This is a genomic window from Paraburkholderia agricolaris, assembly GCF_009455635.1.
Taxonomy (GTDB): domain Bacteria; phylum Pseudomonadota; class Gammaproteobacteria; order Burkholderiales; family Burkholderiaceae; genus Paraburkholderia; species Paraburkholderia agricolaris.
On sequence record NZ_QPER01000001.1, the window covers coordinates 2,722,013 to 2,744,996 of the forward strand.

The 22,984-nt window shown below is 60.2% G+C and carries 21 protein-coding genes; 12 read left to right on the forward strand and 9 right to left on the reverse strand.

Translation table 11 applies throughout. The features are described 5' to 3' along the window. Positions 1-31 precede the first annotated feature (31 nt). Complete coding sequence (locus GH665_RS12040; RefSeq protein ID WP_153136035.1) at positions 32-1,540, reverse strand: aldehyde dehydrogenase family protein; 1,509 nt, start codon at positions 1,538-1,540, stop codon at positions 32-34. A gap of 213 nt (positions 1,541-1,753) precedes the next feature. Between GH665_RS12040 and GH665_RS12045 the strand changes: the two genes are divergently transcribed. Continuing rightward, positions 1,754-2,437, forward strand: coding sequence for a TetR/AcrR family transcriptional regulator (locus GH665_RS12045; RefSeq protein WP_153136036.1), 684 nt, complete (start codon positions 1,754-1,756; stop codon positions 2,435-2,437). A 53-nt stretch (positions 2,438-2,490) separates the two neighbouring features. Here GH665_RS12045 and GH665_RS12050 read toward each other — a convergent pair whose 3' ends face one another. After that, a complete protein-coding gene (locus GH665_RS12050; protein WP_153136037.1) occupies positions 2,491-4,023 on the reverse strand; it encodes a CoA-transferase in 1,533 nt (510 codons plus the stop codon). Between the two features lie 213 nt (positions 4,024-4,236). Here GH665_RS12050 and GH665_RS12055 point away from each other — a divergent pair, with 213 nt between their 5' ends. The 6 genes from GH665_RS12055 to GH665_RS12080 are packed head-to-tail and all read left to right on the forward strand — an operon-like array spanning position 4,237 to position 9,532. Further along, complete coding sequence (locus tag GH665_RS12055; protein WP_153136038.1) at positions 4,237-5,382, forward strand: acyl-CoA dehydrogenase family protein; 1,146 nt, start codon at positions 4,237-4,239, stop codon at positions 5,380-5,382. Next, entirely contained in the window at positions 5,379-6,158 is a 780-nt protein-coding gene (locus GH665_RS12060) for a 3-ketoacyl-ACP reductase (protein ID WP_153136039.1), read from the forward strand. Before GH665_RS12055 ends, GH665_RS12060 begins: the two co-directional genes overlap by 4 nt. 8 nt (positions 6,159-6,166) lie before the next feature. Then, positions 6,167-7,336, forward strand: coding sequence for a dihydrodipicolinate synthase family protein (locus tag GH665_RS12065; protein WP_153136040.1), 1,170 nt, complete (start codon positions 6,167-6,169; stop codon positions 7,334-7,336). Next, positions 7,324-7,758 carry a Dabb family protein gene (locus GH665_RS12070; RefSeq protein ID WP_153136041.1) on the forward strand — a complete coding sequence of 145 codons (435 nt, stop codon included), beginning with the start codon at positions 7,324-7,326 and terminating at the stop codon, positions 7,756-7,758. The genes GH665_RS12065 and GH665_RS12070 overlap by 13 nt, the downstream gene beginning before the upstream one ends. After that, a complete protein-coding gene (locus GH665_RS12075; protein ID WP_153136042.1) occupies positions 7,673-8,524 on the forward strand; it encodes a sugar phosphate isomerase/epimerase family protein in 852 nt (283 codons plus the stop codon). The genes GH665_RS12070 and GH665_RS12075 overlap by 86 nt, the downstream gene beginning before the upstream one ends. Positions 8,525-8,563: 39 nt before the next feature. Then, a complete protein-coding gene (locus GH665_RS12080) occupies positions 8,564-9,532 on the forward strand; it encodes a Gfo/Idh/MocA family protein (RefSeq protein ID WP_153136043.1) in 969 nt (322 codons plus the stop codon). Here GH665_RS12080 and GH665_RS12085 read toward each other — a convergent pair. From GH665_RS12085 to GH665_RS12095, 3 genes are all read right to left on the reverse strand, one after another. Further along, positions 9,517-10,641: a DUF2817 domain-containing protein gene (locus GH665_RS12085; RefSeq protein WP_153136044.1), complete on the reverse strand. Its 1,125-nt coding sequence runs from the start codon at positions 10,639-10,641 to the stop codon at positions 9,517-9,519. The genes GH665_RS12080 and GH665_RS12085 overlap by 16 nt on opposite strands. Before the next feature lie 63 nt (positions 10,642-10,704). Continuing rightward, positions 10,705-11,826, reverse strand: coding sequence for a 2Fe-2S iron-sulfur cluster-binding protein (locus GH665_RS12090; protein WP_153136045.1), 1,122 nt, complete (start codon positions 11,824-11,826; stop codon positions 10,705-10,707). A gap of 1 nt (position 11,827) precedes the next feature. Beyond that, positions 11,828-12,901: an aromatic ring-hydroxylating dioxygenase subunit alpha gene (locus GH665_RS12095; protein ID WP_153136046.1), complete on the reverse strand. Its 1,074-nt coding sequence runs from the start codon at positions 12,899-12,901 to the stop codon at positions 11,828-11,830. 169 nt (positions 12,902-13,070) lie between these two features. On the opposite strand from GH665_RS12095, the gene GH665_RS12100 reads away from it, so the two are divergent. Further along, a complete protein-coding gene (locus tag GH665_RS12100) occupies positions 13,071-14,024 on the forward strand; it encodes a LysR substrate-binding domain-containing protein (protein ID WP_153136047.1) in 954 nt (317 codons plus the stop codon). Between the two features lie 138 nt (positions 14,025-14,162). On the opposite strand, the gene GH665_RS12105 is transcribed toward GH665_RS12100, so the two are convergent. The 3 genes from GH665_RS12105 to GH665_RS12115 all read right to left on the reverse strand — a co-directional run bounded on the left by GH665_RS12105 (position 14,163) and on the right by GH665_RS12115 (position 17,070). After that, positions 14,163-15,011, reverse strand: coding sequence for a phytanoyl-CoA dioxygenase family protein (locus GH665_RS12105; RefSeq protein WP_153136048.1), 849 nt, complete (start codon positions 15,009-15,011; stop codon positions 14,163-14,165). A gap of 40 nt (positions 15,012-15,051) precedes the next feature. Beyond that, positions 15,052-15,828 carry an ABC transporter substrate-binding protein gene (locus tag GH665_RS12110; RefSeq protein WP_153136049.1) on the reverse strand — a complete coding sequence of 259 codons (777 nt, stop codon included), beginning with the start codon at positions 15,826-15,828 and terminating at the stop codon, positions 15,052-15,054. Between the two features lie 78 nt (positions 15,829-15,906). Next, positions 15,907-17,070, reverse strand: coding sequence for a M20 aminoacylase family protein (locus GH665_RS12115; RefSeq protein WP_153136050.1), 1,164 nt, complete (start codon positions 17,068-17,070; stop codon positions 15,907-15,909). 145 nt (positions 17,071-17,215) lie between these two features. Between GH665_RS12115 and GH665_RS12120 the strand changes: the two genes are divergently transcribed. Beyond that, on the forward strand, positions 17,216-18,166 hold the full coding sequence (locus tag GH665_RS12120) for a LysR substrate-binding domain-containing protein (protein WP_153136051.1): 951 nt from the start codon (positions 17,216-17,218) through the stop codon (positions 18,164-18,166). A gap of 52 nt (positions 18,167-18,218) precedes the next feature. Here GH665_RS12120 and GH665_RS12125 read toward each other — a convergent pair whose 3' ends face one another. Further along, positions 18,219-18,998 carry an ABC transporter substrate-binding protein gene (locus tag GH665_RS12125; protein WP_153136052.1) on the reverse strand — a complete coding sequence of 260 codons (780 nt, stop codon included), beginning with the start codon at positions 18,996-18,998 and terminating at the stop codon, positions 18,219-18,221. Between the two features lie 1,019 nt (positions 18,999-20,017). Here GH665_RS12125 and GH665_RS12130 point away from each other — a divergent pair. The 3 genes from GH665_RS12130 to GH665_RS12140 all read left to right on the forward strand — a co-directional run bounded on the left by GH665_RS12130 (position 20,018) and on the right by GH665_RS12140 (position 22,983). Beyond that, a complete protein-coding gene (locus GH665_RS12130) occupies positions 20,018-20,923 on the forward strand; it encodes a LysR family transcriptional regulator (RefSeq protein WP_153136053.1) in 906 nt (301 codons plus the stop codon). Between the two features lie 1,016 nt (positions 20,924-21,939). Next, positions 21,940-22,716, forward strand: a complete 777-nt coding sequence (locus GH665_RS12135; protein ID WP_153136054.1) for a 5-oxoprolinase subunit PxpA — start codon at positions 21,940-21,942, stop codon at positions 22,714-22,716. A 24-nt stretch (positions 22,717-22,740) separates the two neighbouring features. Next, complete coding sequence (locus GH665_RS12140; RefSeq protein WP_153136055.1) at positions 22,741-22,983, forward strand: acetyl-CoA carboxylase; 243 nt, start codon at positions 22,741-22,743, stop codon at positions 22,981-22,983. The last annotated feature ends 1 nt before the right edge of the window (position 22,984 follow it).

Below are 22,984 nucleotides of genomic sequence, written 5' to 3' on the forward strand. Positions count from 1 at the left end.
CTTGATTCGAACCGGACCACACAACACCACGTTAGGCAATCCAGCGCGGCCGGTTGCCCAACTGGACATGAACCGACTTCAGTTCGGTGTATTCCTCGACGCCGTAACGCCCCGTCTCGCGGCCAATGCCCGATTGCTTGACACCGCCGATCGGCATTTCCGGGCCGCCGGTGATGGTGCAGTTGACCCAGACCCGACCGGCCTGTACATCGCGGAAGCTCTTGATCGCGCCCTGCAGATCGCGCGTCCAGATGCTGGCCGCGAGACCGTACGGCACGCCGTTCGCAATCTGGATCGCCTGTTCGAAGGTGTCGAATGGCGTGACCGACAGCACGGGTCCGAAAATTTCTTCCTGCGCCAGCGCGCTATGCGGTTCGACGTTGCGGAACATGGTGGGCTGGATGAAGAAGCGCTCACCATCCTGGCTCGACGTGCCGCCATGCACCAGTTGTGCGCCGTCGCGACTGCCCGTTTCGATGAAACTGCAAATCTTGTCGAACTGACGCGCTTCAACGATGGCGCCAACGTGGTTCGACGCGTCGAGCGGATCGCCCACCCGCACCTTCTCGAGCACACTCTTGACCCGCGCGACAAGTTCATCTTCCACCGATCGATGCACGACAAGGCGGCTGCCCGACACACAGCATTGGCCCGCATTGAAGCAGATGCCAAACGCGATGGCGTCAGCGGCATCGGCGAGATCGGCGTCCGCGAACACGATCTGCGGATTCTTGCCGCCCAGTTCGAGCCCAACCTTCTTCATGTTGCCGCCCGCTGCCGTCAGCACCGAACGGCCCACTGGGGTGGAACCCGTGAACGACACCATGTCGACATCCATGTGCTCCGCGAGTGCCTGACCTACCTTCGAGCCAAGCCCAGTCACCACGTTCACGACGCCGTCCGGCAAGCCGGCCTCCGTCAGAAGCGCGGCGAGCTTGAGCGTCGTGGTCGAGGTGAGTTCGGCGGGTTTGACGACCGCGGTACATCCCGCCGCCAGCACAAACGGCAGGCGCTCTGACAGAATGAAGAACGGGAAATTCCATGGCGTGACGATGCCCACCACGCCGACGGGCTGACGCACGACAAGACCAAACATGTCGCTGCCGAGGGTGTCATGCGAATCGCCGTGCGCGACCCGCGCAAGACCCGCCGCGTACTCCCAGATGCCCGCCGCGGCGTTGATCTCGCCGCGCGACTGGCCTATTGGCTTGCCGCTTTCCAGCGTTTCCAGGTACGCGAGCGTCTCCACGTTGTCCCGGATAAGACCCGCAGTTTTGAGCAGCACCGTTGCACGCTGCTCACCGGACAGACGCGACCAGCGCCCGTCATCGAACGCCCGGCGCGCCGCAGCCACTGCCAGATTCAGATCGCCGACAGATGCGCGCGCCGTGGACGTCACCGGCACGCCGTGGCCCGGACTCTTGCGCGTCACGAATTCGCCAGCGACTCCGGCGTAGTCCTTGCCGTCGATGAACATCGGCGTGCGCAGAGGTTCAGACGGAAGACGAAGCGTTGCCGCCAGTTCATTCAGATTGCTCATTCCAGTCTCCAGAGTTTTGCTTTCACACGGGCACGGAAAGCGCATCGTGCGTGCGGAAAATCGTGTGGGTGGTCCGGTGTACCGCCCGTTTTTGCGCCCATTCTGCACCACCCGGTTACTTCCTGACAATGCCTTTTTGGTCTATAGTCGCTGACACAACGCGGCCGCGAATGACGCCGTTCTCACTGACTCTCTTTGCAGCGACCACCGACCATGACTCTTGTGACCACGCCTCCCGCCCGGGCATCCAAAACCGCCAGAAAGGGCGCCACCCAGCCGCCGAGGCAGCGGGATCCCGAGGTGACCCGGGCGCGTATTCTCGAAGCCGCGAAAATGGAGTTCGCGAAACTCGGTCTTGCCGGCGCACGCGTGGAAGCCATCGCGACACGCTCGAAGGCCAACAAGCGGATGATCTATCACTACTTCGGGAGCAAGGAGGAGTTGTTCGTTGCTGTGCTCGAGGACGCCTATGCCGACATCCGCACCGCCGAACTGAAGCTCAATCTCGATCATCTTTCGCCCGAAGATGCGATCGTTGCGCTCGCCACGCATACGTGGAATTATTACCTGAAGAACCCCGAGTTCATGACACTCGTCAACAGCGAGAACCTGCACAAGGCGCGCCATCTGAAGAAGTCCGAACGATTCAAGGAACTGCACCATGATTTCATCTCGATGTTGCAACGCATACTCGACCGTGGCGTCGAAGCGGGTGTATTCCGCAGCGGTGTCGACGCCCGGCAACTGCACATTACGATGGCAGCGATCGGTTACTACTACCTGACCAATCGCCACACAAGCGGCCTGATCTTCGACATAGACTTCATGAGCAAGGAGGCGTTGAAAACCCGGCTCGACTTCAACATCGAAACCGTTCTCAGGCTCGTGCGCGCCTGAGTGGTCGGTTGCGGAGCGCCGGGCAACGGCGCTCCCGATTGCGTGGGCGTTCATTAGGCCGGCTGCTCGCGACGCTTGTCCGCCGTGCCCTTACCGCGCGCGAGCAATGCGTCGTCGACAATCGGGCGAAAGCCCATCCGCGCGAGCACGTCCTGCTCGACATCGATACCTTCCGCCACCTCGATCAGCCGAACACCGTTGTCTTCGAGCCTGAACACTGCGCGCTCGGTGACGTACAGCACCTCCTGCTTTGCGATACGCGCCTGCACGCCGCTGAACGTGATGTGCTGCACGCGTTCGACGAGCTTCGGCACACTGCCCGGCGACGCAATATTCAGACGCTCGCCCACCTGCTCGACCTGCAGGCCCTTTGCTTCGAAACTGCCGCAGAAGACGATCTTGCGCGCGCCCTGGGTGATGTCGATAAAGCCGCCTGGTCCTACCACCGTCGAGCCGAGTTTCGAGACATTGATATTCCCCTCTCCATCCATTTCGCCCATGCCGAGAAACGAGATGTCGACCCCGCCCCCGCTGTAGAAATCGAATTGATCGACGCTTGAGAGAATCGCTTCCGCGTTGCGCGCAGAGCCGAACATCGGACCGTCGACCATCGCGCCGTTATGGATACCCTGCTCGACCGTTCCCCAGAAGGTGCCGAGTCGTCCCTGCTGCGCCAGCAAACCCGGAATACCGCCGGGGATGCCGAAACCGAAATTCGCCGAATGCCCTTCGTGCAGCTCCTGCGCGGCGCGTGCCGCAATGATGCGACGAATACCCGTGGGCACTTCATAGAAACCATCGGCAATGGTTCCAAGCGTTTCGCCACTTAGCGTGGCGTCGTAGTCGGCGATCGCACACTGCGGCGCCGCAGGCATTTCGACGAGCGTGTCAACGAGAACACCCGGTATGCGCACCAGTCGCGCAGGCACGTAGCCTGCCGGCTCGCGCTCCTTGACCTGCACAATCACGTGGCCGCCACTGTTGTGAGCAGCAAGAGCCGCTGCGTACGTGTCGAGGTCAACGGGCTCGCGACGCAACGTGACATTGCCGGCCCCGTCCGCGGACGAACCGCGGACGATCGCGAAATCGACTTTGAACGGCTTGTAGCGCAAGTACTCGCGCCCATCGAGTTCAATCAGTTCGACAAGGTCTTCGGTAGCGCGCGCATTGATCTTGCCGCCGTCGATGCGTGGATCGACGAACGTGCGCAGGCCGACGTGCGTGACGAGCCCCGGCCGGCCTGCGCCAATCTCGCGCAGCAAGGTGGAGATTGCGCCCGCTGGGAAGCTATACGCTTCGAACGCATTCTCTTTCGCCATTTGCTGCATGGCCGGCGACCAGCTCCAGTGTCCACCGATGACGCGCCGCACCATACCCGGGTGCGCGAAGCGCCCAAGACCGCTGCCCTTCCCGTCGCCAATTCCAAGGGCGTGAACGACCGTAAGATCGCGCGGATGCCCGGTCTTGAGGAATCGCTGCTCCAGTTTCGCGAGCACAGCGTCCGGCTCAAGCATTCCTCCGCCGTTGCTGGCCAGCGCAATGGTGGCCCCATCGAAGATTTGCTCAACCGCATCTTCGGCTTGCATCCAGTTTTTCAAACTACCCTCCAATCAAATCGGCCACAAAGCTCGTTGACATCGGTCATTCGTTGGTTTTAAATAACCATCCAGATGGTTACTTGATGCCAATGTTGGCACAGGAAATCACGTAATTCAAGCGGCGATGCGCGAGGCTCGGGTTTACCTTCACTAGCGCAAACCAGGCATAAAACAGGTACCGATCATAAGGACGGAGACAGCATGAAACTCTCAGAAACGCATCAGCAGATTCGTGAAACCACCCGCCGCTTTGCACAGGAGGTGATTCGCCCAGTTGCCGAGGAACTGGATCGCGAGGAACGCTTCCCAGCGGAGATCTACGCCCAGATGGGCGAGTTAGGCCTGTTCGGCATCACCGTGCCGGAGGAATTTGGCGGAGCCGGACTCGACGTCACTGCTTACGCGCTCGTGATGGAGGAGTTGTCGCGCGGCTACGCTTCGGTCGCGGACCAATGCGGGCTCCTTGAACTGGTCGGCACGCTTCTTTCAGCACACGGCACCGACGAGCAACGCGCGGCCTACATGGAGCCGCTCTTGCGCGCAAAACTACGGCCGGCCTATTGCATTACTGAAGCCGACGCAGGCACCGACGTCTCAGGCATCCGCACCACCGCGACCCGCACGGCCGAGGGTTGGGAACTGAATGGCGCCAAGCTCTGGATTCATAACGCGCCGGTTGCGGACGTCGCATTCGTGCTCGCCCGGACCGACCCCGCGGCTGGCAAACGCGGTATGAGTATCTTCATCGTGGACTGCTCGTTGGGCGGGGTATCGAAAGGTCCCAAAGAGCACAAGATGGGGCAGCGTGCGTCGCAGGTCGGCGAACTGAATTTCGACCGGGTGAAGTTGCCTCGCGATGCGTTGCTCGGCACCGAAGGCCGCGGCTTTCACATGATGATGAGCGCGCTCGACAAAGGCCGCGTGGGCATCGCCTCGCTTGCCGTGGGCATCGCGCAGGCGGGGCTTGAAGCGGCACTCGAATACTCACAAACCCGCAAGCAGTTCGGCAGTCATATCGCCGAATTGCAAGGCATTCAATGGATGCTCGCGGATATGGCGAAGGACATTCAGGCCGCGCGCCTGCTCGTCCTCGACGCCGCGGAACGACTCGAGTCGGGCGATCGCCCCAGCATTGCCTGCTCAATGGCCAAGTGCTTTGCCGGCGATACCGCCGTTAAGCACAGCGCTAACGCCGTGCAGATTTTCGGCGGCAGCGGCTACATTCGCGGCTACGAAGTCGAACGCCTGTATCGGGACGCCAAGATCACGCAGATCTACGAAGGCACGAACCAGATCCAGCGCACAATCATTGCGCGCGATCTGATCGCCAACGGGGCCTCATTATGAGCGCGCGCCCAATCGCCCTTGTCACAGGTAGCCGGCGCGGCATCGGCCGCGCGATCGCAATCGAACTTGGTCGCGCCGGCTTCGACATCGCACTGACCGATGCGGTGGCGTCGGACGAACTCGACGATGCCGTTCGCGAGGTTCAGCAAACCGACGCACGCGCGATCGCAACGCTCTCCGACCTCGCCGACATCGATTCGCATCCGGCCACGTTATCCGCAATCGAAGCCTCTCTCGGCGGCCAGATCGATTGCCTTGTGAACAACGCGGGAGTTTCCGTGATGTCACGCGGTGACCTACTCGATGTCACCGCGGAAAGCTTCGACCGCTGTATCGCGGTGAATACGCGCGGCACGTTCTTTCTCATGCAGGCATTCGCGAAGCACTGCCTCGCGCGCTCGAACGCGCCCGTTGCACCGCACCCGTCGATCATCACGATCACGTCGTCTAACGCAATCGCGGCGTCGCCCTTGCGCAGCGAATATTGCGTATCCAAGGCCGGGCTTTCGATGGCCAACACACTCTTCTCGCTACGGCTCGCTGAACACGGCGTCAGCGTCTATGAAGTGCAGCCCGGTTTGATTGAAACCGAAATGACCGCACCGTCCCGCGCACGCTACGACACGCAGATCGAACAGGGACTGACCGCCATCAAACGCTGGGGCACGCCGCAGGAAGTGGCAATCACTGTGCGCACGCTTGCCACCGGCGGCCTCCCCTACAGCGTCGGCCAGGCGATCCGTATCGACGGCGGCCTGCTCGTCACCAAATACTGAGTCTCCCTATGAACCTCTCGATCAAACTTCCGACTGCGTCCGGCGCACTGGAAACCTATTCCGTACAGGGCACACCACTTGGAGTGCGACCGCCTGTGCGCGAATTCAACCGCATCGCGTACTCCGCCGCCCACGTGGTGGCCGATCCGCTGCGCGCGGGCGAACTGAACGCCGAGCCCGCCATCGACTGGGACCGCACAATCGCTTACCGGCGCTATCTCCTTGACCAGGGGTTGGGCATCGCAGAAGCCATGGACACAGCGCAGCGCGGTATGGGTTTGCCGTGGAGCACGGCACTCGAACTGATCACACGCAGCATCGAAGGCACCCGCGATATTGCCGGGGCGGCCATCGCGTCAGGCTGCGGCACTGATCACGTCACGCCCGCTTCGGTGACGAACTGCGATCAGGTGATTCGCGCCTATGCGGAGCAACTCGAAGCCGTGCAACGCGTAGGCGGACGCGTGATCCTGATGGCGAGCCGCGCGCTTGCGAAAGTAGCGCGCTCACCGGACGATTATCGGCGCGTCTATCGCGAGGTGCTCGCAATGTGCGATCAGCCGGTGATTCTGCATTGGCTCGGCGCCATGTTCGACCCAGAACTCGCGGGCTACTGGGGCACAAGCGATTTTCCGGGTGCAGCCGAAGTTTGCCTCGATATCATCGAGGCCAATTCGGCCAAAGTGGATGGCATCAAGATCTCATTGCTCGACGAGCAGAAGGAGATCACGTTCCGCCGACGCCTGCCGCAAAGCGTGAAGATGTACACAGGCGACGACTTCAACTATCCCGCGCTGATCGCCGGCGATGGCACGCATTTCTCGCATGCGCTTCTCGGCATTTTCGACGCCATTGCGCCGGCCGCGTCTCAGGCACTGACGGCCCTCTCCGCGGGCGACGTCGAGACCTTCAACCGGTTGCTGGGGCCGACGGTGCCGCTTTCGCGGCACATTTTTCGCGCGCCGACGCAGTACTACAAGACGGGCGTGGTGTTCCTCGCGTACCTGAACGGCTTCCAGGACCACTTCTTCATGCCGGGCGGCCACCATGGTATGCGGCCGCCAGCTTACCTGGCGGATGTGTTCCGCCTCGCCGACCAGGCCGGCCTGTTGCGCGACCCGGGCGATGCAATCACTCGCATCCGGAGGGCCATGGCGCCACTCGGATGCGCAGACTGATCATGGCCCGATCTGGGGGACCCGTACGGCACATGGTGTTTTGCCGGTTCCGTAACGAAGTGACACCGGCATGCCGCCTTGCGTTCTTCGAGCAGATCCGGCGACTGACGGAAGTACCCGGCATTGCCTTCACCAACTTTCAGAGCGGGCCCAACGTATCGCCGGAAGGCTATGGCATGACGTTTTCTGACGGCTTCATGATGGATTTCGCGAGCCGCGACGACTGTTTTGCCTATCTGGCGCATCCAACGCATCAAGCCATTGGGGCACGTCTTCTTGAGGCACTTGAAGACGGTGCGCAAGGTCTGCTCGTCTTCGATATCGATCTGGAAACCTATGAGAAACCTTCACGGAAGACTCGACCTGTGCTCCATCAATACCGCAACGCTGGGCCATCGGGAGCCACTCAGTCGCACGATTGATCGCATTGCCAAAGCGGGCTTTGGTGGGATAGCGCCGTGGCGCCGCGAGGTCGAGGAAGGCAATGTCGCGCAGCTTGCGCGGCAGATCAGAGCGCTCGATCTGACCGTGACCGGCTATTGCCGTTCGACCTACTTGCCGGCAGCGACGCCCGCCGAATTTAACGCCAATGTCGAGGCAAACCGGGCCGCATTGCGCGATGCGGCAATACTCGGAGCACGTTGCTTCGTGATGGTGGTCGGTGGCCTCGTATCAGGTAGCCGCGATCTGGAAGGTGCGCGGACCCAGGTGGTGGACGGCATTTCAATGCTGATGGACACGGCACGCGAGTGCGGCGTACCGCTCGCACTCGAGCCTCTTCACCCTATGTACGCAGCCAATCGTGCCGTAGTCAACACCCTCGCACAGGCAGTGAATATTTGTGAAGCCGTAGATCCAGACCGGTCAGGACTTATCGGCGTTGCAGTCGATATTTACCACTGCTGGTGGGACCCGCAACTGACGGCGTCGATCGCAGCGGCTGGGCAAGCGGGACGCATTCTGGCGTATCACGTGTGCGACTGGTTGCACGAAACTAAAGACATGCTGCTGGATCGCGGAATGATGGGCGATGGTGTCGTCGATCTACCGTCGGTGCGTTCGTGCGTCGAACGCGCCGGATACGAAGGTCTGGTGGAAACCGAAATTTTTTCGGCGCAAAACTGGTGGCAACGCGAACCCGACGAAGTACTCGCCATCTGCAGTGAACGTCTGCAGACAGTTTGTTGACCGCGCTGCGTTAAACGACACGAACACACGGAGACAAAAATGACTGAAAAAATTCGCTGGGGCGTACTGGGCGCCGCAAAGATTGCCGACAACTTTGTCGTGCCGGCTATCCAACGCTCGTCCAACGGCCAGGTGATCACCGTCGCCAGCCGCGATCGTGACCGCGCCCAGATTTTCGCGACCAGGCATGGCATCGACCGTGTATTGACCAGTTACGACGAGGTCATCGCGAGCAAAGACGTCGACGCAATCTATATCCCGCTGCCAACGGCCAGTCACGTCGAATGGTGCACGAAAGCCCTGCTCGGTGGCAAGCACGTGCTGTGCGAGAAGCCGATTGCAATGAATGCCGACCAGCTGCTTGAGCTGATCGCCTTGCGTGACAAAACCGGCCTTGTATGCGGCGAAGCATTCATGGTGGCGCATCACCCTCAATGGGCTTTTGTTCGCGACAGCCTCGCTCAGGGAATGCTCGGCGAACTCACGCTGATCGAAGGGTCCTTCACCTACTTCAACGACGACCCCAACGCACTCAAGAACAATCTTGCACTGGGGGGCGGGGGCGTTCGCGATATCGGCGTCTACCCGGTCGTAACCACGCGTCTTGTGACAGGACTTGAACCGGTTCGCATCCAGGCAGAGGTTTTGCTCGATCCCCGTTTCGGCACAGACCGGTTCGCGCGATGCACGGCCGCGTTCCCAGGATTCTCGATGACGTTCTACTGCGGCACGCAACTGTCGCGCCGGCAGCACATGATTTTTCACGGAATCAAAGGCTGGTTAAGCGTTGACGCACCGTTCAATCCGGGCACATATGGCCCGGCGCAAATTCGCCATCGCTCCGATGAAACAGCTCAAACACGCACCATTGAGTTCGGTGACGTCGATCAATATCAGTTGATGGTTGAAGACTTTGCGAGCACGGTGCTCGGACAGAAAGCGAATCTGGCTTTCACCCTGGAAAATTCACTCGGCAATCAGCGGGTCATCGATCAGATACTTTCCTGAGCAGAAATCGCCGGCAACGCTGTAAGTGCGCGCTCCCATGTCTGGCGCGTGCGCCGCCATGCGATCTCGCGCCAGTCGCCGTCAGCCGGCAGGAACGACTCGAACAAAGCACCGCTGATCTTCTTACCAAGTGCATCGCCGGGATCGCCATAGAGGTGCAGCCAGTGATCGTCGCGCAGCGCCGTATGCATCGGCGCCTCGGGGTACGTGCCGCACTCGATGACAAGCTGCATCAAATGCGTCGTGGGTAGCGCGTCGAGCAAGGCCTGCGATGTATAGCCGGTTGCACGCGCCACCACGCCAGTCTCGCTGACCGCCGCATGCGCGTCGGTCAGCAGTGTGTAAAGCCACGGCCCATAAAGCGCTTCGGCCTGCGCGAGCGCCGGATAGCGTGCCTGCGCGATCGCCATCAACATTGGATGACCAAAAGCACCGGCCCCGGTGTGCAGATCGAAGGCGATAGCCACCTGCGCAGGCTGCAGAAAGCGCGCCGCGATACTCCGCAAAGTCCGGTTCGACCACGTGGCCTGCGCGCCCCCGTAAAACAGCCCGTCCGGATGCACGTATTGGCCGGCGCCGACGATTGCCTGATATTCCGCCCAGCCGATCGACTCCAGTTGCGCCGCCAGCAACTGCTCTGCGCGCTGCCGCTCGGGGCCGTCAAAGTCGCGGCAAGTGTAGATCTCGTGAATCGCTTCGTAACGCGGATTGAGCGGCAACGCTGCGCTGAAGTCGAGATAGTTGCGATTCAGGTCCACGTTGTCTTCGTTGACGCGGCGTACCCATGCCGTGCCCCACGGATTGATCAGATGCACCATCAAGACCGCAACACCATCCGGCAGGTCGCGAGCGGCGAACTCGTGCAGCCATTCGCTCTGACACGTCGATCCGTAATACCCTTCCACGCCATGCGTGCCGGAAATCGCCACCAGCACGCGCCGCGCATCCGGCGAGCCGAGCCATGCGACATCGGTAGCGAGCGACTCGCCGCCAGGACCTTTCAAAGGATGCGGATAGGACGTGAGCGTGGCGCCCGCGGCCCCGGCGGCCTGCAGGAACTGCGCGCGCTGCCGGTCGAAGCCGGGTCGATCCGCGAAACCGTATTTCATCTACGCCTCGGCGATGAAGCGCACGGCGGGTTCACCGTGCCATGAATCAATGGGTCATGCACGCTAAGGCTGTAGCGCCAACGTGAGTGGCGTGACAGGCCGCGTGCAGCAAAGCAGCACCTCGCCGTCGGGCGGCGGGACTAGCGGCTCCTCAATATAGTCGACTTCCCCCGCTAATAGCGGCGTCAAACACGCACTGCAAATACCGGCCCGGCAATTGAAGGGCGGCGCGTAGCCGGCCTGTTCGGCCATTTCCAGCAAAGAATGACAGGACGAATCCCACGGCAGGGGGTCGGCCTGCGGGTGAAACTGTACTGTAACCGCGCTACTGCTCGAAGGCCCGGGCATTGCCATGCCTGGCGCTGACTGAACGGCATCGGATCCATCGCCCGCGTGGTCTTCAAGCACAGTAGCTGGACCGAAGAACTCGTAGTGGATCCGTTCGCGTGCGATACCCAGCCCCCGCAATAGACTCCAGTTCGCCTGCATGAAACCCGGCGGCCCGCATAGATAGACTTCGTAGTCATCGAGCGGCAGCAGCGATTGCAGCGTCTCTTTCGTCAGCAGCCCCGTGCTGTCACAGGCTCCGCTCGCTTCGTCGCCCGTAAGAGGGTTGCGATAGCAGACATGTGTGTGGATACCGTCGCGCATCGCGGCGAGCCTGCGTATCTCGTCGCCGAACGCATGCACTACGCTGTTCTCGCACGCATGAATAACGTGCACGCGCCGCGTCGACGCATGCGTCAGACGATGCAGCATACTCACGTGCGGGGTCACGCCCACGCCACCGCTCATCAGAAGCACCGGCCGCCCGTTGTCCTCGTCGCAGACGAATGTGCCTGCCGGACCAGCCAGTTCCAGTTCGCCGCCCACACCAATACATTCGTGAAGATGCGTCGAGCCGCGCCCAGGTGGCGTGCTTTCGAGTTTGACCGAAATGCGCCAACGCGTGGTATCGGCGGGATCGCCCGACAAGCTGTAATGGCGCAGCAATGATTCGCCGTCGCGCAACGTCAGCCGCACCGCGACGAACTGTCCCGCCACGAACGAGAGAGACCTTTCCGCGTCTACGGGAACCAGTTCGAACGACACAATGGACTGACTTTCCTGACTCCGCCGAACCACGCGAAAGCGCTCGAAACCGCGTGCGGAAACGTCCGTCTCATTCACGATCCGAACCGTCATATCACTGCCCCGCTTCCCGCCGGTCGACAACATACACCGGCGCGCCCGCCGGGTCCGCCACGGGTTCCCGTTCGATCATCTGCGCAAGCGCACGCCGGAAACGCAACGGCCCGGAATCGATCGCCAGATCGATGTTCGGTTTGCGCTTTCGCGCCATGCCCCGATGCACGGCTGTCAGCACCACGCGGTCTTCTTCAAACGCGTGGCGCACGTCCTCGTCGAACTGGCGCGAGATGTCTTCGTCGTCCGGATCGAAGTTGCGCGTCTGGAACCAGTAGTACCGGGTGCGCGCGTCATCCACGGGCGTCATGAAGTTATACGAGTTCATCAGGAACAGATCGGCATGCGGCGGTGCGTCGTCACTGCCCGTGCCGGCCGGCGTGAAAATCGCCTTGATGATGGCGTGTGAAGGAAAGCGCACTTCATAATGCTGTTTACGATCGCAATTCCCCGCGAACCTGACGAACTTCGCGTAGAACGGCGCGACTTCGACATCGCGCATCCAGCGCGACACGGTCACGCCGTTTTCGGCGACGACGGTCTTCAGCGGTTCCGCCTCGCACGCGGCATTGCCAAACGATGAACGATGCACCCACGCGACGTGCGATGGATCGAGCAGGTTGTCGGTGATATACAGGTAATGGCAATCCACCGTCATGGCGTCGCCACGATTGACGCCCCACGCAGGGTCGCCCCACTCTTCGATCCGCACGATCTTGTCCGGGTCCGCAGCGCTCGCGTCACCCATCCAGATCCACACCAGACCATAGCGTTCAGCAAGCGGATAGCTGCGCACCTGCGCGCCCGCGGGAATACGCTGCGAGCCGGGTGCCTTCACGCAGGCACCGGAACAGTCGAATGTAAGACCGTGATAGCCGCACTCGAGCGTGTCGTCGATCAGCCGTCCCATCGAGAGCGGCAACTTGCGATGCGGGCAGGCATCTTCGAGCGCTACGGGTGTGCCATCCGCCTTGCGGTAGAGCACGACCGGCTCGTCGAGAATCGTGACGGGCAGAAGGCTTTGCGTCAGTTCCGTGTCCCATGCCGCCACATACCACGCGTTCTTCAAAAACATGTCCACTGTCTCCGGTTCAGTCCGCCCCGGCTACGCCTCATCGGCTTCGCTATCGAGCATGACCGAAGGATAAAAAGCCAAAACATAAAAGAATAGATGTCTAAAGCTGGCTGTTCTTTTAGAATTTCTAAACTCACATCCCCAATCCGTCCTCGAAGAAGGAAACGTCATGAGCACGCTGCCACCCCTGCGCGCGCTGCAGGTATTCGAAGCCGTGGGCCGTTGCGGCGGCGTGGCGGAAGCCGCCAGACGTCTCGGCATCTCGGCCGGCGCCGTGAGCCAGCAGATGAAGCTGCTCGAGGACACGCTGGGCTTGAGCCTCCTGCAAAAGGACGGCAAACGGCTGCGGCTCACCACGATCGGTCGGCAGTACCACGAAAGTTGCGCGGCGGCATTCGAGAGCCTGCGCGTCGCGCATGCGGAGATCGAGCGCTCAAAAAACGTCCGCAATCTGAGCGTCAGCGCATTGCCCTCCTTGCTCTCCAAGTGGCTCGCGGCGCGCGTCATGGAATGGCAGGCGCAGCATCCGGAGTTGAGCGTCTACCTCGACGGCACGCACACCGAGCCGTCGCCCGAAGGCTATGAGATCGATTTCCGGATTAGCTACGGCGACCGGGTCGCGGACGTCGAGAACGCCATCGAACTGTTCCGCGACAGCGTTGTGCCGGTGTGCAGCCCGCAATTACTGCATGCGGATGCGTCGCTCGCTACGCCTGCGGACATCCTCGCGTATCCGCTGATCGCCGTGGACTGGTTGCCGAAATTCGCGTCGCCGCCCTCATGGCGCGACTGGTTCGAAGCCAGCAAGGTGGACTGCGCCACGCTGCAAAACCCCCGGCATGTGTTCTCGTTGTCGAGCGTGGCGATTGAGGCGGCGATCGACGGTCACGGCTTCGTGCTCGCGCAAACCTCGATGATCTGCGACGACGTGGCCGCCGGCCGCCTCGTCGTCCCGTTCAAATACGGACTCCCCTTGCCGTGGCCCTACTTTCTGACGTGGAAGAAAACCGCGTTCGACCAGCCCCAATGCCGCAGTTTCCATCGCTGGCTCCTGACGCGGGCGAAAGAGCAGCAGCAGATCAACGACCAGATGCTGCAGGTTCCCGGTGAGGCGGCGCCGTAGCACCGCCTCACACTGCCCGCCTGAAAGGCCAAGGTCCACTCAGAACTTGTGACGGACCCCAACTCGCGCCACCCACCAGACATAAACCCAGTACAGCCTTTCTCATACTCATCTCCCTCTTTGTCATTTTTTGATTCGTTATGTATTGCGCCGAGCGTTCTTCCATACGACGGGAAACAGCGGATGCTCCAGCGGTGCGCCTTCGGGCAGTGTTTCTGCGAGACCCGGAAAGTCAGGAGAGGTGCGCCACCGGCGTGGCGCATGGCGAATGTCGTCGCCGACGAAACGCACCGAGAATGCACGCCGGCGTGTCTGCCCACTCACGCCGCCGGAAGCATGGAGCGTCAGCATGTTGAAGCACACCATGTCGCCGGGCTGGAGTGCCCAGCCCACAATCGGAAACGCCGCGCGATCCGCTTCTACGTCCGGCAAATCGGCGAGGCTGCCTTCGGGAAACCACCTGGCTTCGTTATCCATGAAGGTGCGCGGCATCAGCCAGGGGCCAAGATGCGAACCCGCGACGAACTCCAGGGTCGACTCGCGCGTGACCGGATCGACCGGAATCCACATGCTCACGTTGTCACTGCCGACGATGTTGTAGTACGGCTGATCCTGATGCCAGGGCGTGCGCTGCCGTGTATTCGGCTCCTTCACCAGCAGATGATCGTGATGCAGCCGCACCGTCTCGCAGTCGAGCAACGCACCGGCCACCGCGGGCGCCGCCGAGTTGAAAATAAACGCGCGATAAGCCTCGTTTTCCTGCCAGTTGCAGAAGTCTTCGAAGAACCAGCCCGGATCGTCAGGCCTGCTTGCTACCTTCGCGCGCGGGCTCGGCGTTTGCAGATTGCGCTCGATGCCGGAACCCAGCAACGCGACTTCGTCTTCCGTAAAAATGTTGCGGATACATACTGCGCCATCGCGGCGAAAATCTTCGACCAGTTGCGGCGTCACCGCCCGCGCGATACGCGCGCTCACGCTATCCAACATGCCTGACTCCATTTGAAAGATCGTCGACGGGACGCTGATTTCAGTCGCCGTAGATATTGAAATTGAAGTACTTCGCGGCGACCTTCTGATACACACCGTCGTGACGGATCGTGTCGATCGCCTGATTGATGCGCGTTTCGAGCGGTGCATCGCCCTTACGGATGCCGATCGCCACGTCACCCGACACGCGGCTGTCCGTCACCGGCCCGCCCGCGAGAGCGAAGCCCTTGCCGCGCGGCGTCTTCAGGAAACTGAAGTCGACTTGCACCGCGGCCTGAAACGCCGCGTCGAGCCGACCGGTCACCAGATCCTGATAGATCTGATCCTGTGTCTGGTACGGCACCACCGTGACGCCCTTCGGCTCCCATTCGGTCTTGGCGAAGGCTTCCTGGGTCGAGCCCTGCACCACACCGACGCGCTGCCCCTGGAGCGCCTGTGCCGTGGGTTGCAGCTTCGAACCGGTGCGCGCGATCAACGCAGACGGGCCGTTGTAGAGCCGATTCGTGAAATCGATCTGCTGACGCCGCGCCGCCGTGGCCGACATCGCCGAGAGAATCGCATCGAACTTGCGGGCCTTGAGCGCCGGGATCATGCCGTCGAAATTCTGCTCGACCCACACGCACTTCTGATGCAGGCTCGCGCAGATCGCATTGCCCAGCTCGATATCGAAGCCCACCAGTGAACCGTCCGGCGCCTTGGATTCGAACGGCGGATAGCTCGGATCCACCCCGAAACGGATCACCTGCTGATCCTGGGCATGAACCACAGCGGGCAACATCGCCAGTCCGCACAATGCCGAGAGAAGAAGCTGCTTCATGAAGTCTCCTGTTGTTCTGTTGAGTTCGAATCGATCGCCACGCTGGCGCGATCGACAGCGCTTGTCGGGTAAAAAAGATCAGGCGAGAAAGCGTTCGACGAGCCGGACCCAGTAGCCCGCGCCGGTCATCAGAATGTCGTCGTTAAAGTCATAGCCCGGGTTGTGCACCATGCAACTACCTTCGCCGTCGCCATTGCCGATGATCAGGTAGCAACCCGGGCACTTCTGCAGGAACCACGCAAAATCCTCGCTGCCGGTGAGCGGCTGCAGATCGGCGATCATCCCCTCGTCACCCACCCAGTCGCGCGCCACGCCGCTCGCAAAGTCGGTCATAGCCGCGTCGTTGACGAGCACCGGATAGTTTGCTTCGTAGGTCACTTCCGCACGCGCGCCGTACACGGCCGCCTGGGCCTGCACCACGTCGCGAATGCGCTGTTCGAGCGCGTCGCGAACCTCGGGGCGTAGCGCCCGCACCGAGATGTTCATGTTCGCTTCATCGGGAATCACGTTGGAGGCTTCACCCGCATGGATCGCGCCGATCGTGATGACGGCCATGTCGAGCGGCGCCACGTTGCGCGACACGATGGTCTGCAGTGCAAACACAATGGCGGCACACACCACGATCGGATCGACAGTCTTGTGCGGCATTGCGCCATGCCCCCCGTAGCCGATCACGCGCACCGTGACCTGATCGGCGGAGGCCATGAACGGCCCCGCGCGAAATCCCAGTTTTCCTGCGGGAAAACCCGGCATGTTGTGCATCGCAAACACGGCGTCACACGGGAATTGCGTGAGCACGCCGTCTTCGAGCATGCGGCGTGCGCCGGCCAGACCTTCCTCGGCGGGTTGGAAAATCAGATTGAGCGTGCCGTTGAAGGCGCGTGTTGTTGCCAGTTGCTTTGCCGCGGCGAGCAGCATCGCCGTGTGGCCGTCGTGGCCGCATGCGTGCATCTTGCCAGGATGAACTCTCGCATAGGGCAGCCCGGTTCGTTCGTTGACAGGCAGCGCGTCCATGTCCGCGCGCAAACCGATGCTGCGTGTGCCGTCACCCGCTTTCAGCGTGCCGACAAGGCCGGTGCCCGCGAGCCCGCGGTGCACCTCGTAGCCCCATTCGGCGAGCCGCCCGGCGACCAGATCACTCGTCATGAACTCCTGATAGCCCAATTCAGGATGCGCATGAATGGATTGGCGCAACTGGATCATTTCCTCGGTACTTGCCTGCATATCGCAATGGGTATTCATTCGCTGCCGTCCGTGGTTTAGTTTGAAACGTGTTCGACTGGCGCTACCGTATCGCGACAGAATCTGACAAGGGAGAGCTAGAATCGTGAACGTGGCAACCCGAAGCGAACACGTCGTTGCATCAGATCCTTACCGTTGAGACCGCATGAAACTCCATCAACTCAGTACGTTGGTTGCCATCGCCGACGCTGGCGGTATTCGCGGCGCGGCGCGGGCGCTGAACGCCTCGCCCGCGGCAATTACCAAAAGCCTGCGTCAACTCGAGGAGAGCGTGCAGATGTCTCTGGTGGTGCGTACGTCCTCGGGAGTTACCCTGACCGCGAGCGGCCAGGCGCTGCTGGTTCACGCACGCCTCATGGTCGGCGAGATGGCGCGTGCCCACGAAGCCATGAATACACTGCGCGGTGCGCCCCAAGGCAAGCTCGCGATAGCGGTGACGCCGTGGATCGCGATGACTTTTCTGCCTGAGACAGTGACGCGTTTCTGCGAACGGATGCCCGACATCCGACTCGAATTCTTTGAAGGGTTGTTGCCTATTGCCAATCCGCGTCTGCGCGATGGCAGCCTGGATTTCTTCATTGGCAGGCCGACCCCAGGCGCCCTGGGCGTTGAATTCCACTACCGTCCGCTCTTCTCTTCTTCCTGTGCACTCGTGGCGCGCGCAGGGCATCCCCGTGCGAATTGCCGCTCACTCGCGGAGCTGACCGATCTGGACTGGATACTGACGTGGGACCCGACAAACGACAGTCCGCAGGCCGAGAATATTTTCACGCGCCACAACGTGCCTGTGCCACGACAAATTCACCTGGCCCATTCGTTCTCGATCGCCGTCGCACTGCTCAGAAAGACGGACATGGTGAGCGTATTTCCGTGGCCGCTGGTGGAAGTGAGCGCGGTGCGCGAGAACCTCTGCGTCTTCCCGCTGCGTGAGCAACTTGAAGACGCGATGGTTAGCGTGATCTCGCGCAGCGGCCATCCGTTAAGCGCTGCGTCCGAGTGCTTTATCGAATGCCTGATCGAAACGATTCGTGAAGGGTTCAACTCCACTTCACCGGAAACGCGCAACGTGCTGCAGTCGGTGGAGTTGTTGATCTGAAGGCGGCGAAATCCGGCAAGCTGGCAGACACTGCCGGCACGCCGCGAGTTGATCAGGGTGCTGCGATGTCGAAATCGAAGTAGCGCTGCTCGATTTTCCTGTAAGTGCCGTCCTTGACCATAGAGGCGATCGCGCCGTCGATTTTCTCGCGTAAGGCCGTATCGTCTTTGCGCAGGCCGATAGCGGCGCCTTTGCCAAGCGTTTTGGCGTCAGTCACGGGTTCGCCGAGAAACGCGTAGTCCGCGCCTTGCGGGGTCTTCAGAAATCCCTGGTTGCCGGCAATCATGTCGGTAAGCGTGACGTCGATACGGCCTGCGCGCAGGTCGGTATAAACCTGCTCCTGATTGGCGTACGACACCACGTCGATACCCGCAGGTGCCCAATACGCCTTCGCATACGCTTCCTGAGTGGAACCTTGAGCGACACCCACACGCTTGCCGCGCAATGAATCGACCGTCGGCTTGAGGTCACGCCCACGCCTCCCGATTAGCCGGCTCGGTGTATTGAACAAGGGCGTCGAGAAGGCGACCCGGGCCTCACGCTGCGGCGTAATGGACATCGCGGACAGAATCGCTTCGAATTTTCTTCCCTGGAGCGCCGGGATGATGCCGTCGAACGCCGTTTCGACCCACACGCATTTGACGTTCAGCCTGCGGCATATTTCGTTGCCGAGGTCGATCTCGAAGCCGACCAGTTGTCCGGACGGTGCTTTCGATTCGAACGGCGCATAAGTAGGATCGACGCCGAAGCGAAGCTGCGCCGCATCGCTCGCGTTGGCGTTAGCACAGAATGCGGCGAACAGTAGTGCCAGACCAGCAATCGCGTTTTTCATGCGCACTCCAGTTCGCATGCACAGCGGCGTTCATCGAGGCCAAGGCTGGCTCGGCGGGGCGCGACTGTCGGGTTGACGGGTGAGAAACTCCGGCCTTTTGTTGCAATCGACCGTGGCCTAGCTTAGAAACTCAAAAAAATGGCGAACAGAGGGGTCTTCCTGTGTCATCGTTAAGTTTTTCTAAAGTCACTCGTCCGCCAACTCCGGTCTAAGGGCAAGTCCGGACCTTCGGAAAGATGCTCTGACAATCGGATGGCCGGTTACGGGGCGGACCCGGTGCCTGAATGTCGGACCGACGACGCATGAGATCGCCGGGTTGTGGCCACCCTACCCGGTTACCCGATGCATGGCATGCACCGCGCTCTCAGGCTCCCGCCCTTGACCCGCGACCGTAGTCGATAGCGGGCAGGCGTCAAGGGGCGATGGACCGTCTTGCCCGCCTCCTCCCTCGCTTTGTTCTTTGACGGCTGCCCGCCATCGGCTCCTAAAGTCGCACGGGCGCAACCCCGGGAGCCTCGCGACAACAAGGCCAACCCCGGGTTCCACCTGAAGGTGTCCAGTCGCAGCTGCAAGGCACATCCCCTCGCCCGATTCAGGTCCTCAACCCCTTTTTGCTGTCGAGACTGCCAACCATCTGAAAAAGGCTTTGTCCGGGAGCAACGCAATGACCAAAGCTCGCACACCGCCAGCATTCGCCAGGATGCATTGAAGCGTGACAGTTGTGTCTCGCCTGATCGACCAACGGCCCGCAACGGCAAGCCAATCCGTCACTGCGTTGCCGTCCATCAGACCAAGTAACGGTGCCGGCAGACTGCTACCCGCGGTAGGTAGTGAAGCTCATACCGCAAAATGATTTCTTACCAGACTACCGTTCATCTAAGATGCGACTGAACCTTCGTTGCTCACTGCCAGCTCAACCCTTCAGGCGTCTTGAGTAGCAAGCAAATATTGGGGCTTCGTTCACAGCGGCGATGCGAAATGGCCCTACCCAAGGATTTAATGAGGCACAAGGAACGAACATGTCGCTGACCATCCGTCAACTAAAGTACTTTGTAGCCACCGCCGAGTTGGGGCAGATATCCCAAGCTGCAATCCAACTGACCATCTCACAGTCCGCAGTTACGACCGCAATCCGGGACCTGGAAGACTCTCTCGGCACGCCGTTGTTTCTGCGCGCGGCCAATGGAGTCGTTCTTACAAACACCGGTCGCCGGTTTTTGAATCATGCGTACACCATCCTGTCCTCCGTAGAGGAAGCTATGCGCGTGCCAAACCTCGAGAGTACCTTGACGGCGAAGCTCGCGATTGCGGCGAGCTACACGGTACTTGGATATTTTCTTCCGCATCACCTGATGCGACTACACTCGCTGTACCCCAAGCTCGAAGTGCAACTCTACGAACTCAACCGGGAGGCTATCGAAGAGGGATTGATTCAGGGCAGATACGACCTGGCAGTCCTGCTTACCTCCAATGTGTCGAACCCCGACCTCATCCTGGAGCCGATTGTGCATTCGGTCCGCCGGCTGTGGGTCGGGGCGCATCATCCGCTCCTTCAAAAGGCAAGCGTAAAATTTTCTGACGTATCCGTAGAGCCATTCGTCATGCTAACCGTCGATGAGGCTGCCCAGACCGCGATGAAGTATTGGAATCAGACCCAATATCAACCGAACGTAATTTTACGAACCTCTTCGGTTGAGGCCGTGCGTAGCATGGTCGCGAACGGGAGTGGTGTCGCCATATTGTCCGATATGGTCTACCGGCCATGGTCGCTCGAAGGGAAGCGCATCGAAACCATGCTCCTTGAGGATGTAGTTCCTCCTATGAGCGTGGGCCTAGCCTGGCGCAAGGACATGGAAATTACTCCAGCAATCCAGGCAGTGCGGGAATATTTCAAGCACGCGTTTATGGAGCCGAGAGCCAGTTAGCATAGGGGCCACGCCGTATGCATGCCACGCCCCAAAGCCGCTAATCCGCCAGCGGACGCAACGCTGACGTTTCGAGTCCAACACGTCCAAACGTCCCGATTGAAGATCGAACACCTATCCGTGGAGATTTGAACGACACCTGGCCGTTGCTGGCGCCACTGATGGACGAGTCCGTATGTTGTTGAGCTGCGCAGTCACATTCTGGCGAATCATCGTGGCGGCATGTGCTCCCGTCGACGACTGGGTCATATTGGCGACCTGGGGTAGCCGAACCCAAACGCCGCTCGCGGCTTGCAGGGCATGCCCCCCAAACTGATTCCGTTTTCAATCAAACCGTAGAGAGCGACCGTACTTTGTGCGGATGCGTCGGCAGCAGCAAGTGCAAGCCGCAGCTTCATCTATCTCTCCAAACAGACGTGATTTCATACGGAACGCGTCACTTCCATGGTTTCGCCGATGAATCAAATCATTGAGCAGTCACGCTCAATGACAAACATTAGTTATACGAATAGTTTAGCCACAGCCTATGGCTTCATGCGCGCACCGGTTGCCATCCAAGGTGGGGGAATGCCGCCTTTACAGCATCGACCGTCGCCAGGTCGAGCGAACTGTACAGGCGGCATTCTCGTCAGACCAGTTGTATTTTTGGATGCAACGGTATCGAAAATTTAGATGTCGACGTTCTACTGAGGGACCCTTTCGCCGCCGTGAGGTCGTGAGCATCGGCGCTCGTTGTGCAGGTTTTCATCCATCTCAAGGGCCGCGTGACAACGGGTTAGCGTACTTTTCAGGGCGCCATTCATCGGCGAAGGGCCGCCCCCCTCCACACAGTCTGTATCCCGCTCCGTTACAAATGGACCGCGGGTAATTACTTATAACGATGTGCGGACCGTTGGAAATAGAAAAAACAGATATCTCACATTGAAAAACAGAACTTTTTTGACATTCTGCCGACTGCTAACCTTCACAAATCCTGACGCAAGCTTTGCGTCGACGTCCGCTCAAGGGAGTTAGGAATGGGGAAGCAGAGTATCGATTTGAATTCAGATATGGGCGAAGGATTTGGTCCCTGGCTAATTGGCGATGGAGTTGATGAGGAGATTATGCCCCTCATTAGCTCAGCTAACATAGCAACGGGATTCCATGCAGGCGACCCAAACATCATGGCGAGAACCGTGCTGGTCGCTAAAGAAACGGGAGTCCAGGTCGGAGCCCATCCCGGTTTTCGCGACCTTGCTGGCTTTGGCCGTCGACATATCAATGAAACACCACAAGCCTTGGTGCACGACATCATTTATCAACTCGGGGCATTGCGAGAGTTCGCGCGTGTCGCGAATGTCACGCTTCAGCACGTGAAACCTCACGGCGCTCTTTACATGCACGCCGCGTCAAACGAGCCACTCTCCCGCTTACTGGTCGAGACCTTGAGGAAGACGGAACCAAGCCTTCTCCTGTTCTGCATGCAATCCTCCATCACGTACAAGATTGCACAGGAGTATGGACAGCCGGTGGTGCGTGAGTTCTATGCGGACCGTGATTACGATCGAAGCGGTTCTATCGTTTTCACCCGCAGAGTTCAAAGGCTAGACCCCCAGCAGGTAGCGGACAAAGTTGTACGTGCGTGTATCGATGGAAAAGTTAAAACCGTCGACGGCGCCGATATCGACATCGACTTCGATTCGATTTGCATCCACAGCGACACGCCGGGCGCACTTTCACTTATCAAGGTGACGCGTGAAGCACTTCAGGCAAATGGCATAAGAATTGAAGCACCTTTTTCGCCTTCCCATTAATGTCAAAAACTGAGCGACATATCAATGCCTATTCACGAGATTCTGAGTCCCCTACCCGGAACCTTCTACCGACGCGCCGCCCCAGATCAACCGTACTTCGTCGAAGTCGACTCCACTGTCGCTAGCGGTGCGGTTGTCGGCCTGGTAGAGGTCATGAAGCAATTCACCGAGGTCGAAGGCCACGTGTCCGGAAGAGTAGTTGAGGTTACTGTGGAAGATGGCGAACCGGTCGACGCCGGTCAGGTCATCATTCGCATCGAGGAATGAT